We start from the raw sequence: 13613 nt of genomic DNA, 5'->3' as shown, positions 1-13613 counted from the left end.
CAGGCGGCAAGGGCGCGCCCCGGCGGCCCGCATGAGGGGTTCGACAGAGCCCTGCGAACTTCCGGGGGACGCCTCTGGCGTCTGCCGCAGCCTGGCGTGGAGACCAAGAAACTCCACAACGGATTGCGAGGAAGACGTCATGCAAACCGAGTCGCATACGACCCACGCCAAGCCTCACAAGGCCCGGCGCCCCTTCGAGAGGTTCGAAGGCATGATCGGGATGGTCATGGTCGGCGCCATCGTGCTGCTCGCCATCGGCCTGATCTTCGGTATCGTCACCACGGGCGACACCACTCCGAAGTGGATGCAGTAGCCGGGGGATGACCCCGCCGACCTGACGCCTGGGCCATCGGCGACACGAGACCGCCGCCGCGCGCCGCGCGGCGAGACGGGGTGTGCTGCGCCCGAACCCTCCCTCTCCCGACACCAGGTCCGGGCCCTGAGTCCGGGTCTTGACGAGACGGCTAGGCCCCGCGCCGAGGCTGCGCTAGGACGTCAACTGAACAACGATAAGGGAGAGGCGTCATGGCAGGGCGAGTGGCGGGCAAGGTGGCTCTGGTCACCGGGGGCGCAAGCGGAATCGGGCGCGGCTGCGCCGAGAAGCTGGCCGCCGAGGGAGCGACCGTCGTCCTAACCGACATCCAGGACGACCTGGGCCGCGACGTGGCCTCGGGGATCGAGGCGGCCGGAGGCCGCGCCGAATACGCGCGCCAGGACGTCACCGACGAGGACGCGTGGGCCTCGGTGGTCGCGGGGATCAAGGCGCGCCACGGCCGGCTGGACATCCTGGTCAACAACGCCGGCATCGGGATCGGCGGATCGATCCTGGACATGAGCCTCGCCGACTGGCGACGCCAGACGGCCATCAACCTGGACGGCGTGTTCCTGGGCGTGAAGCATTCCATCCCGCTGATGCGAGAGAGCGGCGACGGCGGCAGCATCGTGAACATGTCGTCGGTGGCGGGCCTGAAGGGCTCGCCCAACCTGGCCGGCTACTGCGCCACCAAGGGCGGCGTGCGCCTCTTCACCAAGTCGGTGGCGCTGGAGTGCGCCAACGCGCGCGACGGCATCCGCGTGAACTCGGTTCACCCCGGCCTGATCGAAACGCCCATCTGGATCACGGTGCAGGCGGCGATCACGCCGGGCGCCAACGCCATGCCCGACCTGGACGCCATGTCGGCGATGGCGGTGCCGATGGGAATCAAGGGCGTGCCCGAGGACATCGCCAACGGCGTGCTGTGGCTGTGCTCGGACGAGGCCCGCTACATCACCGGGATGGAGATGGTGATCGACGGCGGGCTCACCCTGCGCTAGCTCGGCGGGCCATGAGCGCCACGTTGCATGTCGTCTTCGGTCCTTCGGGCGCCGGCAAGACCACCTACGCCCACACCTTCGCCCGGCGCGAAGGCGCGGTGGCGTTCATCCTGGACGAGTGGATGGCGCGCCTCTTCGCCCCCGACATGCCCGACCCCATCGAATACGCCTGGATGGTGGAGCGGGTGCAGCGCTGCGAAGCCCAGATCTGGTCGGCCGCCGCCGGCGTGCTGGCGGCCGGAACCTCGGTGATCCTGGACATCGGCCTGATGAGCCGCGCCGACCGGGCCCGGGTGCGCGAGATCGCCGACGGCGCCGAATTGCCGATCCAGTGGCATTTCGTGACCGCCTCGGCCGACGTGCGTCGCGGACGGGTGGCCGAGCGCAATGTGGTGCGCGGGGAGAACTTCGCCATCGAGGTGACGCCCGAGCTCTTCGACTTCATCGAAGGCGTCTACGAACCGCCGCTCCCCGAGGAGCTGGACGGCGCGATCATCAGCGAAAGCGCATGACGAAGACGCCCGCGAACCGACCCATCCAAGGGTCGGACTTGATTTTTGCGCCGCACAATCCTAGCTTTTCTGCCCCCGGGGGCGCATGCGCCATGCCCCCGTGGGCTGGGGATTGAGCAAGGCGAATCTCGAGTCACGATGGAAAAAGTTCCGATGACCGCCGAGGGCTACAAGGCCCTCGACGAAGATCTGAAGCGTCTGAAGACGGTGGAGCGGCCCGCGGTGATCACCGCCATCGCCGAAGCGCGTGCGCACGGCGACCTCTCGGAGAACGCGGAGTACCACGCCGCCAAGGAGCGCCAGGGCTGGATCGAAGGCCAGATCGCCGAGATCGAGGACAAGATGGCCCGCGCCCAGGTCATCGACGTCTCCAAGCTGAGCGGCTCGCAGGTGAAGTTCGGCGCCACGGTCTCGGTCGTCGACGAGGACACCGAGGAAGAGGCCCGCTACCAGATCGTGGGCGAACACGAAGCCGACGTGAAGCGCGGCCGCGTGTCGGTCACCTCGCCGATCGCGCGCGCGATCATCGGCAAGGAGACCGGCGACGTGGTCGAGGTGAACACGCCGGGCGGCGTCAAGGCCTACGAGATCGTCAAGGTGGAGTGGGTCTGACCCACCCCGCCCTGCGCGCGACGCGCCGATGAGCGGCGCGCCCCGTCCCCTGCGCATCTGGGCCGTCTCGGACGGCCGGGCCGGCATCGAGGCCCAGGCCCTGGGCCTGGCCGAAGCGATCGCCCGCCGGCGACCGGCTCTGGTCACGCCGAAACGGATCGCCTGGCGATGGGGCCTGGGACGCCTGCCCTGGCGTCTGATCCCGCCCGCCGCCCGCGCCGGCGACCCGATCGCCCAGCCCTGGCCCGACATCTGGATCGGCGCCGGCCGCGCCACCCTTCCCCTATCGACCCGCATCCTGGCCTGGAGCGGCGGCAAGACGTTCGTGGTCCAGGCCCAGGATCCCAAGGCGCCGCTGGCGCGCTTCGACGTGGTCGTCCCGCCGACGCATGACGGGCTGGACGGCCCGAACGTGGTTCCGATCCTGGGCGCGCCCAACCGGGTCACCGCCGAGACGCTGGCCCTGGCGCAGGCGCGGTTCGCCGAGCGGCTCGACGCCCTGCCCGCGCCACGCATCGCGCTGATCGTCGGCGGCCGGTCCAGGGCCCACGACCTGCCGACCGACCTGGCCCGGCGTATGGCGCGGGACGTGAGGGCCGCGGTGGAGGCCGCCGGCGGCGCCCTGATGGTCTCCTTCACGCGGCGCACGCCGACGGCCGCGCGCGACGCCATGACCGCCGCGTTCGCCGGCCTGCCGGGCTGGGTGTGGGACGGCGCGGGCGACAACCCCTACTTCGCCTTCCTGGCCGCCGCGGACGCGATCCTCGTCACCGAGGACTCCACGAACCTCGCCACCGACGCGGCGGCCACGGGCAAGCCCGTCTTCGTCCTGCCCATGAAGGGGCACAGCGCCAAGCTGGCCCGGTTCCACGCCGACCTCGCCGCCCGCGGAATCGCGGCGCCGTTCGACGGCGCCTTCGCGGCGTCCGCCTATGCGCCGCTGGCCGAAACGGACCGGGCGGCGCAGGAAATCCTGCTCCGCTACGACGGCGAGCCCTGAGCCGGAGCCGCCACGCGACGCATTGTTGTTGCGTTCGCCCCGCGCAGTAACTTTAGCTAAGGAATTGCCGATAGCCTCCCGCACAGGGACGCAAACCGATTCGCATTTGGGGGCCGCACAGTGGCGACGTTCTTCTTCGATGAAATCACGCCGGCGCAGGCGCTCGCCTTCAGCGCCGCGAACGACGTGCTGGTGTTCACCAAGCCGACGCTGACCGCCGCCCAGGTCTCGGTGAGCTTCATACCGTTCACGGTGAACTCGCCCGACCTCATCATCCTGAACGGCGACGGCCGTTCGGTCACCTTCAGCGATCCCGGCGGCTTCCGGGCCACCTCGACGACGGGCGGCTCGGCCGCGATCTTCCCGGACAGCTCGCTGCTGTACGCGGGCACCACCGGCAACGACAACGTCACCGGCACCGCCGGCGCGGACGGCCTCTACGGCGGGCTGGGCAACGACACCCTCAACGGCGGCGCCGGCAACGACGTGCTCCAGGGCAACCAGGGCGACGACGTCCTGAACGGCGGCGACGGCGACGACGTCATCTATGGCGGCCGCGACAACGACGTCATCAACGTGGGACCCGGCAGCAACCCCGGCGTCCTTCAGTTCGCACAGGGCAACCTGGGCGACGACAGCATCACCGGCGGCTCCGGCGGCGACCTGCTGCTGGGCGGCCAGGGCAACGACACCATCGCCGGGTCCGGCGGCAACGACTACATGCTGGGCAACCTGGGCGACGACACCATCGTCGGGGCCGCCGGGAACGACACCATCGGCGGGCAGGAGGGCAACGACAACCTGACGGGCGGCGGCGGCTCGGATTCGCTCGACGGCGGCGCGGGCGCCGACACCATCGTGGCGGGCGCAGGCGCCGACATCATCGATGCGGGCGACGGCAACGACACCGTCAACGCCGGTGACGGCGCCAACACCGTCAACCTCGGCGCGGGCAACGACTCCCTGGTCGCGGGCTCAGGCGCCGACCTCATCGACACGGGCTCCGGCACGAACGTCGTCGACGCGGGCGGCGGGGCCAACACGGTCACGGGCGGCGTCGACAACGACAGCATCACGGCCGGCGCCGGTTCGGACAGCATCTCGGGCGGCGGCGGTGACGACACCATCGCCGCGGGCGCCGGCGACAACACGATCTCGGGCGGCGCGGGAGCCGACACCATCTCGACCGGCGCGGGCTCGGACAGCATCTCGGGCGGCGACGGCGACGACACCATCAGCAGCGGGTCCGGCGCCGACACGATCGACGGGGGCGCGGGCGCCAACCGCATCACGCTCACCGGCAGCGGCAGCGTGACGACCGGAGCCGGCGCCGACAGCATCGATGGCTCGGCCGCGGGCGGGAACCTGACCATCTCGGCCGGCAGCGGCTCCGACACGGTCGCCAGCGGCGCGGGCAACGACAGCATCAACCTGGGCGACGGCGACGACACCCTGGTCGACACGGGCGGCTCGAACACCGTCTCGGGCGGCGCGGGCGCCGACAACATCACCACGGGGGCGGGCGCCGACTCCATCGACGGCGGCGAAGGCGCGAACACCATCAACGCCGGCGCCGGCAACAATACGGTCGTGACCGGGAGCGGAACCGACAGCATCATCACCGGCGCGGGCAACGACTCGGTGTCGGCCGGCGGCGGGAACGACACCATCTCCACGGGCGGTACGACCGGGGGCGGCGTCGACATCATCAACGGCGGCGCCGGCGACGACGTCATCAGCTTCACCGGACGGGCCGCCGCCAGCGGCGGCGACGGCGCCGACAGCATCGACGGCAGCGGCAGCGGCGACGACAACATCATCGACGGCGGCTCCGGCAACGACACCCTGGTGGGCGGAAGCGGCGGCGACAGCATCACGGGCGGCGCCGGCGACGACATCATCGAAGGCGGGGCCGGGCGTGACGAGATGACCGGCGGGGCGGGCGCGGACGTGTTCGTCATCGGCGCCGGCGACAGCGGGGTGGCCAGCCTGGCGACCATCGACACGATCACCGACTGGACGACCGCCGACCGGATCGAGTTCGGCGACGTGGCGGGGGCCGGCGGGAACTATGCCGAGGCGACGGCCGCCGACTTCGCCGCCGCCGTCGCGGCGGCCCAGGGCCTCATGACCGGCGGCGTGATCTATGTGGCGGTGGCCGTGGGCTCGAACGTGGTCGTCTTCTACGACCAGGGCGGCAACGGCACGGCCGACGAGTCGGTGCTGCTGGTCGGCAAGACACTGGCCGACATCAGCGAGACCAACATCCTCTGACGCGCCCGACCCGCGCGTCGTGGGGCCGCCCTTCGGGGCGGCCCTTTGCTTTTTGGGGCCGCATCGGATGAAGTCGCCGGCATGACTTGCCCCGATCTCGCCCATTTCGGAGGCCATCGGCGGTTATGACCGGCCCGCGGATCCTGTTCGTCGTCGACGCCGGCCCCACCGTGGGCGGCGGCCACGTGATGCGCAGCCTCACCCTGGCCCGTGCGATGGCGGCCCAGGGCGCGGCCTTCGCCTTCGTAGGACCGCCCGCCCTGGCCGGCGTGCTGGACGCCTTCGCCCCGGATGCGGAACGGATCGCGGCCGAGGACCTGGCGGCGGCGGCCGTGCGCGAGGCCTTCGACGCCGTCGCGTTCGACCACTATGGCCTTTCGGAACCCGACCACCGGGCGATGGCCCAGGGCCGGCCGGTCCTGGTCGTCGACGACCTGGCCGACCGGCCGCTCGGGGCCGATGTGGTGGCGGACGCCGGTCCCGCCCGACGGGCCGAGGACTACCTCGGCCTGGTTCCCGAGACGACCCGCCTGCTGCTGGGACCCGAGTTCGCCGCCGTCCGACCGGAGTTCGCGGCGCTGCGCGAACCCGCCCTGGCCTGGCGCGGCGAGCCGGTGCAGCGGATCCTGGTGTCGATGGGCCTGACCGACGTCGACGGCGTCACCGCCCGCATCGTCGAGGCGGTGCGGCCGCGGCTGCAGGACGCGGGCCTCGACATCGTCCTGGGCGCAGGAGCCCCCAGCCTTGCCGGCCTGGCGAAGATCGCACGGCGCGACACCCGGCTGCTGCTCCACGTGGACACCCCGCACATGGCGCGCCTGACCGCCGAGGCCGACATCGGGATCGGCGCCGCCGGCTCCGGCGCCTGGGAGCGTTGCGTCCTGGGTCTGCCGTCGATCCTGGTGGTTCTGGCCGACAACCAGCGGCCCAACGCGCGCGCCCTGGCCGAGCGCGAGGCGGCCATCGTGCTGGACCTGGCCGATCGCGACTTCGACGCGGCGATGGACCGGGCGCTGTGGCGGCTGCTCCGCGACGCCGACCTGCGGCGCGACCTCGCCCGGCGCAGCGCCGAGACCTGTGACGGGCTGGGCGCCGGCCGGATGGCCGAGACGTTCCTGCGGCTGATCGCCGGCCGCTGAGCGTCAGCCGTAGCCTCAGGCGGCGCGCGAAGCGCCGGCGTCGGCCCCCTCGTAGACGAAGGCCGCGTCGTCCAGGTCGATCTGCGGCAGTTCATCCTTCTCGGCCCAATAGTCCTGGCTGTGCTGCCACTCCGGCTTGTCCCCGCGCTTGGGCAGCAGGTGCATCGAGCGCATCAGGTAGCCGGGATTGAAGTTCTCGGGGTCGATCCACGAGAGCCGCGGCATGTCGCGATCCTCGGGCCGCAGGGCCACCGAGACCTTCCTGGCGCCCTTGGCCTTCATCTGATCGAGAAGGCGGAGGACGAAGTCGGCGACCAGGTCGGCCCGCAGGGTCCAGCTGGCCCGGAAGTAGCCGAACACCCAGACCAAGTTGGGGACGCCCGTGAACATCATGCCCCGGTAGGTGACGGTGTCGCCGAAGTTCAGCGGCTGGCCGTCGATGGCGAAGTCGATGTCGCCCAGGACGCTGAGGTCGAAACCAGTGGCGGTGATGACGACGTCGGCGTCCAGCGTCTCGCCCGACTTCAGGCGGATGCCGGTCTCGGTGAAGCGTTCGATATGGTCGGTGACGACCGAGGCCTTGCCGCTCTTCACGGCGCGGAACAGGTCGCCGTCCGGCACGAAGGCGATGCGCTGGCGCCAGGGCCGGTAGCTGGGCGTGAAGTGCTTCTCGGTGATCTCGGGCCCCACGAAGGCGCTGACACCGGCCAGCAGTTCCTGCTTCACCGTCTCGGGCTCCTCGACGGCGCGGCGGGTGAAGAGATCGCCGTTGTAGAGCTGCTGGCGCCGGACGATCTCGTGGATCCAGCTCTCGTCCACCTTCAGCAGGCGGAGCTGGTCGGCGATGTCGATCGCGTTGCGCCCGGGGATGAAATAGGTGGGCGAGCGCTGCAGCAGGGTGACGTGCTCGCAGTCGTCGGCGATGTTGGGCAGCAGCGTCGCGGCCGTGGCCCCCGAACCGATGATGACGACCTTCTTGCCCGAAAGGTCCAGGTCCTCCGGCCAGGTCTGCGGGTGGACGATCCGGCCCTTGAAGTCGGCCATCCCCTCCCATTCGGGCGTATAGCCCTCGGCGTGGCGGTAATAGCCCTGGCACATCCAAAGGAAACCGGCCGTGAAGGTGAGCCGCTCGCCGGTGTCGAGCTTCACCGCCTCGATCGTCCAGAGGTTCTCGGCGCTGGACCAGGCCGCGCGAAGGATGCGGTGGCCATAGCGGATGTGGCCGCCGAGGTCGTTCTCGTCGATGACCTCGCCCATGTAGTTGAGGATCTCCTGGGCGGTGGCGATCGGCGGCCCGACCCAGGGCTTGAACCGGTAGCCAAAGGTGTAGAGGTCGCTGTCCGAGCGGATGCCGGGATACTTGTGGGTGAGCCAGGTGCCGCCGAAGCTCTCCAGCGTCTCGAGGACGACGAAGCTCCGGTCGGGCGACCGGGTCTTCAGGTGGTAGGCCGCACCGATCCCGGAAATCCCCGCGCCCACGATCAGGACGTCGAAATGGCCGGCCCTGCTCGGCGCCTCTGTCGCGATGGTCATCGCACCCTCCCGCTTCTGGTTCTTCGCCACGATCATGCCGCAACCCGGCGCACGGGCCTTGATCGCGGTCAATAAGTTATCGCCGATAATATAAAGCGCGAAGCTAGGCGCGTGTCGAGCGCGGAGTCTTCCGGCCCGTGGTCAGCTTGCGCCCCACCTCGCGACGCACGCGGGGCCGGAAACGGGAACCGTGCTCGGCCATGAAGGCGTCCACGACCGCCCCGTCCTTCTGAGCGAGCCAGCGCAGCGACCAGGAAACCGCCTTCTCGACCATGTCGTCCCGGTCGTCGGCCAGGCGCAGGCAGATCGGAAAGGTCCGGGCCGGATCGGGCGCGACGGCGTTCAGCCCCACCGTCGCGACCAGGGCCGATCTGCGCCGCCAACGGCTGTCCGACCGGGACCAGGCGTCGAACATCGAGTCCGGCAGCCGTCCCGCGGCCCAGAGGCGTCCCGACAGCACCGTCCCCAAGGCGTCCGTCGCGTACCAGGAGGCGACGCGGTCGACGTAGTCCTCGACGGCGGCCTCGTCGATCTCGGAGAAGGCCCCGGGATGGAAGCGGATGAGCTCGTAGGCGAGCCATTTCTGTTCCTGCGGCAGCTCGCCTTCCAGTTGGCGAACCGACCGAAGCACTTCGGACGCGGGCTCCCGCCGGAGCACGCGTGAGATCTGCTGGCGCCGCGCCCTGAGGACAGGCGTGGTCGGCCGGGGCGGCGGCTCGGGGCCGGGCTCGCCGGAAGGGCGCAGAAAGAGCCCGGCTTCGATGGAGACGATCTTAAGGTCGTCGGGGTCCATGCCCCTAGGCCAGCATGTCCCAGCCCAGGGGCTCACCCCGGACCAGGTCGCGCGTGGCCGTGCGGCCCAGCACCTCCTCGAGGTGCGCCGGCGCCAGGCCGTTGCCCGGCCGGATGGAGCGGACATTGGCGCGGGTCAGCGACTGGCCCGCCTTCACGTCGGCGGCGACGTAGAGCGAGCGGCGGAACATCACGTTGCCCCGCTCCGAGCCCAGGAGGTCGTAGTGGGCGCGGCCCAGGGCGGTCCAGGCGGCCTTGGTGTCGTCCACCAGCGCCTTGAACTCGGCCGGCTCCAGGCTGAAGGCGGCGTCGGGGCCGCCGTCGGCGCGGGCCAGCGTGAAGTGCTTCTCGATCACCGAGGCGCCCAGGGCGACCGCGGCCACCGAGGCGGCCGTGCCCATGGTGTGGTCGGAAAGGCCGACGGGGCATCCGAACCGCCGGGCCATGTCGGCGACGGTGCGGACGTTGGCGTCCTCCAGCACGGCCGGATAGCTGGAGACGCAGTGCAGCAGCACGACGCCCGGCGCCCCGGCGTCCAGGGCGGCGGCCCTGGCGGCCTCGATCTCGGACAGGCTGGCCATGCCGGTGGAGATGATCAGCGGCTTGCCCCGGGCCGCGGCGTAACGGATCAGCGGCAGGTCCACGGCCTCGAACGAGGCGATCTTGTACGTCGGCGCGTCCAGATCGGCGAGCAGGTCCACCGCCGTCTCGTCGAAGGGGCTGGAGAAGACGATGACGCCCCGCTTCCGCGCGCGCTCGAAGATGGCGGCGTGCCATTCGAAGGGCGTCTGGGCCTCCTGGTACAGCTCGTAGAGGCTTCGCCCGTCCCACAAACCGCCGTGGATGCGGAACTCGGGCCGGTCGACGTCCATGGTGATGGTGTCGGCGGTGTAGGTCTGGATCTTGATGGCGTCGCAGCCCGTGTCGGCGGCGGCGTCGACCATCCGCAGCGCGCGCTCCAGGCTGCCGTTGTGATTGCCCGACAGCTCGCAGATCACGAAGGGCGCGTGCGCGGTGCCGATCTTCCGTCCGGCGATCTCGATCTCGGGAGGCTGGGACATGGGGTCTTATACCCCGCCGCCGCTGAAGGCGGCGTTAACCAAGCTGCGGATGATCGTCCGGCGGCGGGAGCTTCCGGCGCGAGCGCAGGCCCAGCGCACCGCCGGCCGCGAGGCCGATGACCAGGCCCGCGCCCGCGATCCAGGCCAGCGCCTTCAAGCCCAGCCAGAGCGCCCAGGCCGCGCCGAGGGCGAGGGCGACGAGGAAGACGACCCCGGCGATCTTCAGCTTCTTGTCCATCGCCGACGATAAAGCTTGGCCACAGAAATCGTTCCGCTCAGTCGCCCTTCCGGCGGCCGAAGGCGGCGCCCAGGGCGACACCGATGGCGATGCCTAGGCCGATGCCCACGCCGACGTTGTCCATCACCGCCCCGAGGGCGGCGCCCAGGCCCACGCCGATGGCGATCCAAAGGCCGAGGTTCATGGCTTGATCCCATCGCAAGCGGCTAGAATCCCGCCTACATAAGCGGCATGTCCGAACCTCGTTCCGTCCGCTGCCTGATCGTGGGCTCCGGCCCCGCCGGCTACACCGCCGCCGTCTACGCCGCGCGCGCCCTGCTGAAGCCCGTGCTGATCCAGGGCATCCAGCCCGGCGGCCAGCTCACCATCACCACCGACGTGGAGAACTATCCCGGCTTCGCCGACGTCATCCAGGGACCCTGGCTGATGGAGCAGAGGCAGGCCCAGGCCGCCCACGTCGGGACCGAGATCGTCAGCGACATCGTCACCAGGGCCGACCTGTCGCAGCGCCCGTTCCGCCTGGAGACCGACAGCGGCCAGGTGTGGCTGGCCGAGACCCTGATCATCGCCACGGGCGCCCAGGCCAAGTGGCTGGGCCTGCCCACCGAGCAGCAGTTTCAGGGCTTCGGCGTCTCGGCCTGCGCCACCTGCGACGGCTTCTTCTATCGCGGCAAGGAGGTCATCGTCGTGGGCGGCGGCAACACGGCCGTCGAGGAAGCGCTGTTCCTCACGAACTTCGCGTCCAAGGTGACGCTGGTCCACCGGCGCGACGAGCTGCGGGCCGAGCGCATCCTCCAGGAGCGCCTGTTCAACCACCCGAAGATCGAGGTGGTCTGGAACCATGCGATCGACGAGGTGCTGGGCGAAACCGACCCGATGGGCGTGACCGGCGTCCGGCTGAAGGACGTGAACACGGGCGAGACCCGGACGATCGCGGCGGACGGTGTGTTCATCGCCATCGGCCACGCCCCGGCCAGCCAGCTCTTCCAGGGCCAGCTCGAGATGGACGCCTCGGGCTATCTGAAGGTGAAGCCCGGTACGGCCTCGACCGCCATCCCCGGCGTCTATGCGGCCGGCGACGTCACCGATGACGTCTACCGCCAGGCGGTGACCGCGGCGGGCATGGGCTGCATGGCCGCGCTGGAGGCGGTGCGGTTCCTGGCGGAAGAGGACCACAAGAAGGCTCAGCACCCCATCAGCCACCAGGAAGTCCAGAAGATCGGAGCCTGGTGAGGCGGTGGCGGTCCGCTACGCCCGCGCGGAGGATCGCCCGGCCATCGCCGAGGTCAACGAACTCGCGTTCGGCCAGCCGGACGAGGCGCGCCTGATCGAACGCCTGCGGGCGGGCGGCGACGTGCTGTTCGAACTGGTGGCGGCCGAGGACGGCCGGGTGGACGGCCACATCCTGTTCAGCCGCCTGTTCGCCGACCGCGCCGACCTGTTCGCGGCCCTGGCCCCGCTGGCCGTCCGGCCCGCGCTGCAACGCGCCGGGATCGGGGCGGCCCTCGTCCGAGCGGGGCTGGAGAGCGCCCGCGAATTCGGCGCGCACGGCGTGCTGGTGCTGGGCCACCCCGGCTACTATCCGCGCTTCGGCTTCGCCCCGGAGACCGCGGCGCAGGTGACATCGGCCTATGCCGGCAGCCCGGCGTTCATGGCGATCGCGCTCCAGGCCGGCGCCTTCGACGCGCCGCTCAGCGTGGCCTATCCCGACGCCTTCTCGGCCTGAGCACCCTCAGTCGGCGGGAGCGGCGGGCGGGGCGACGGCCGCGGGCGCCGCCGGGGCCTGGTGCGCGCCAGCCGGAGGCGTCATGGACGGCGCCGAGGCGGGCCGGACATCCAGCGAGCGCTCCACCTCTTCCAGGCTCCGGTTGATGCGCTGGATCTCCTCGGCGGTCGGCTGGCGGCGGGTGGACATCAGGACGCCGCGCACGCGGGTCCGCTCGCCGCCCGGCATGGTGGGATCGACCACGTCGTAGGTCCGGACCTCGCCGGCCACCGCCAGGGTGATCCTTCGTTCGGCCGGAACCCCCTGGAGCTCGGGCGCCAGGAGACCGCCCTGCGTCCGGGCGTCGACGCCGCCCAGGACGGCGGGCGAGAGATAGGCCTCGCCGCCCGCATAGCGGCCCGTGAAGGCTGGCGGCTCGCCCCAGGGCCCGGTCCAGCGGTAGAAGATGTGCTGGCCCACCTGGGTCATCTTCACCAGCGTGGGGGCCCAGTAGGGGGCGACGTACTGGGCATGATAGTGGGTGGCCGAGCCCACCGTCCGGTCCACATGGCCGGCCAGCGCGCGGCGGGCCACGTCCTGGGCGCGGCGCCACAGGTCGCCCTGGGGCGCCCAGCGCAGCGAGCCGTCGCAGGTGAAGGTGAACTGGCAGCCGGTGACCCGGGCCGAGCCCTGGTAGACCACGCCGCAGACCGACTTCGGATAGGCGGGGTGGCGCATGCGGTTCAGCACCACCTGGGCCACCGCCTCCTGGCCCAGGCGCGGCTCGCGCGCCGCCTCGTAGTAGACGGCCTGGCTCAGGCACTGGAACGCCCGGGCGTAGTCCGGGCCGCCATCCTTCAGCACGAAGGGCCGCATCGGACGGATCGGCAGCTTCGAGAAGGGCCGGAGCGCGTTCAATTCCTCGGCGGTGGTGGGATCGGTCTCGCCCAGGCCGAGCGTGGGCACATTCTCCAGATCCAGGCGGGTCCAGCCTTCAGGCCGCGCCCACAGGTCGGCGCGGCGGACGCCAGGGTCGTGCCGGACGGCCAATGCGCGCATGGCGGGGTCCATCCGCGACGCCAGGTGGAACAGGCCCGAATCCGACATGTCGCGGGACACGAAGCGCGCCGTCTCGGCGACGGGACGGCCTGACTCGGGCGCACAGCCCGCCAGCACCGCGCCGACGACGACGCCGGCCCCGATCTTCACGCCCAGCGTCCTGGGGATCGCGGACTTCGCGGCCGTGGCGCGAGGCCTCGCATCTTGCTTCGCAGGCCCCGTATCTTGCTTCGCAGTCAGGGGCTCTCCCCTCCCTTTCGGCGTCACCCGCGACAGGCGGCCTTGCAGCTTCGGGCGTCGCATATAGGCGCATACCGGCGTCATTTGGACCCGACGCCGGCAATTTTCGTGCAACTGCGACACGTTGGACATCC

General features: G+C 71.0%; 15 protein-coding genes. 9 read left to right on the top strand and 6 right to left on the bottom strand.

Translation table 11 applies throughout. From position 1 onward, the window contains the following. Nucleotides 1-139 precede the first annotated feature (139 nt). The 7 genes from WG212_RS07835 (at nucleotide 140) to pseG (ending at nucleotide 6851) form a co-directional block, all read left to right on the top strand. Complete coding sequence (locus tag WG212_RS07835; protein ID WP_337186523.1) at nucleotides 140-313, top strand: hypothetical protein; 174 nt, start codon at nucleotides 140-142, stop codon at nucleotides 311-313. Nucleotides 314-525: 212 nt separating this feature from the next. After that, on the top strand, nucleotides 526-1314 hold the full coding sequence (locus tag WG212_RS07830) for a glucose 1-dehydrogenase (RefSeq protein ID WP_337186522.1): 789 nt from the start codon (nucleotides 526-528) through the stop codon (nucleotides 1312-1314). 11 nt (nucleotides 1315-1325) lie between these two features. Then, entirely contained in the window at nucleotides 1326-1826 is a 501-nt protein-coding gene (locus WG212_RS07825; protein WP_337186521.1) for an ATP-binding protein, read from the top strand. Between the two features lie 138 nt (nucleotides 1827-1964). Next, a complete protein-coding gene (greA, locus tag WG212_RS07820) occupies nucleotides 1965-2438 on the top strand; it encodes a transcription elongation factor GreA (protein WP_293376272.1) in 474 nt (157 codons plus the stop codon). A 28-nt stretch (nucleotides 2439-2466) separates the two neighbouring features. Beyond that, on the top strand, nucleotides 2467-3438 hold the full coding sequence (locus WG212_RS07815; protein ID WP_337186520.1) for a mitochondrial fission ELM1 family protein: 972 nt from the start codon (nucleotides 2467-2469) through the stop codon (nucleotides 3436-3438). Between the two features lie 120 nt (nucleotides 3439-3558). Continuing rightward, nucleotides 3559-5712: a calcium-binding protein gene (locus tag WG212_RS07810; RefSeq protein ID WP_337186519.1), complete on the top strand. Its 2154-nt coding sequence runs from the start codon at nucleotides 3559-3561 to the stop codon at nucleotides 5710-5712. A gap of 125 nt (nucleotides 5713-5837) precedes the next feature. Then, nucleotides 5838-6851 carry a UDP-2,4-diacetamido-2,4,6-trideoxy-beta-L-altropyranose hydrolase gene (gene pseG, locus WG212_RS07805; protein ID WP_337186518.1) on the top strand — a complete coding sequence of 338 codons (1014 nt, stop codon included), beginning with the start codon at nucleotides 5838-5840 and terminating at the stop codon, nucleotides 6849-6851. A 15-nt stretch (nucleotides 6852-6866) separates the two neighbouring features. On the opposite strand, the gene WG212_RS07800 is transcribed toward pseG, so the two are convergent. From WG212_RS07800 to WG212_RS07780, 5 genes are all read right to left on the bottom strand, one after another. Continuing rightward, nucleotides 6867-8384 (bottom strand): NAD(P)/FAD-dependent oxidoreductase, encoded by a 1518-nt coding sequence (locus tag WG212_RS07800; RefSeq protein WP_337186615.1) that lies wholly within the window; start codon nucleotides 8382-8384, stop codon nucleotides 6867-6869. Between the two features lie 103 nt (nucleotides 8385-8487). Next, nucleotides 8488-9177, bottom strand: coding sequence for a DNA alkylation repair protein (locus WG212_RS07795; RefSeq protein ID WP_337186517.1), 690 nt, complete (start codon nucleotides 9175-9177; stop codon nucleotides 8488-8490). A 4-nt stretch (nucleotides 9178-9181) separates the two neighbouring features. Further along, complete coding sequence (pseI, locus tag WG212_RS07790) at nucleotides 9182-10237, bottom strand: pseudaminic acid synthase (protein ID WP_337186516.1); 1056 nt, start codon at nucleotides 10235-10237, stop codon at nucleotides 9182-9184. A gap of 34 nt (nucleotides 10238-10271) precedes the next feature. Next, nucleotides 10272-10475 carry a hypothetical protein gene (locus tag WG212_RS07785; RefSeq protein WP_337186515.1) on the bottom strand — a complete coding sequence of 68 codons (204 nt, stop codon included), beginning with the start codon at nucleotides 10473-10475 and terminating at the stop codon, nucleotides 10272-10274. Between the two features lie 37 nt (nucleotides 10476-10512). Continuing rightward, a complete protein-coding gene (locus tag WG212_RS07780) occupies nucleotides 10513-10659 on the bottom strand; it encodes a hypothetical protein (protein ID WP_337186514.1) in 147 nt (48 codons plus the stop codon). A gap of 38 nt (nucleotides 10660-10697) precedes the next feature. Between WG212_RS07780 and trxB the strand changes: the two genes are divergently transcribed. Both trxB and WG212_RS07770 read left to right on the top strand, forming a co-directional pair. Next, nucleotides 10698-11708, top strand: a complete 1011-nt coding sequence (gene trxB, locus WG212_RS07775; RefSeq protein ID WP_337186614.1) for a thioredoxin-disulfide reductase — start codon at nucleotides 10698-10700, stop codon at nucleotides 11706-11708. Between the two features lie 4 nt (nucleotides 11709-11712). Beyond that, the gene (locus tag WG212_RS07770) at nucleotides 11713-12201 is read left to right on the top strand and encodes an N-acetyltransferase (protein ID WP_337186513.1); all 489 of its coding nucleotides are present in this window, start codon (nucleotides 11713-11715) and stop codon (nucleotides 12199-12201) included. A 6-nt stretch (nucleotides 12202-12207) separates the two neighbouring features. On the opposite strand, the gene WG212_RS07765 is transcribed toward WG212_RS07770, so the two are convergent. Continuing rightward, nucleotides 12208-13389, bottom strand: a complete 1182-nt coding sequence (locus WG212_RS07765; RefSeq protein ID WP_337186512.1) for a cell wall hydrolase — start codon at nucleotides 13387-13389, stop codon at nucleotides 12208-12210. Nucleotides 13390-13613 lie beyond the last annotated feature (224 nt).

This window comes from Phenylobacterium sp., from assembly GCF_037189685.1.
GTDB lineage: Bacteria > Pseudomonadota > Alphaproteobacteria > Caulobacterales > Caulobacteraceae > Phenylobacterium.
This window is presented reverse-complemented; position numbering and strand designations above follow the sequence as displayed.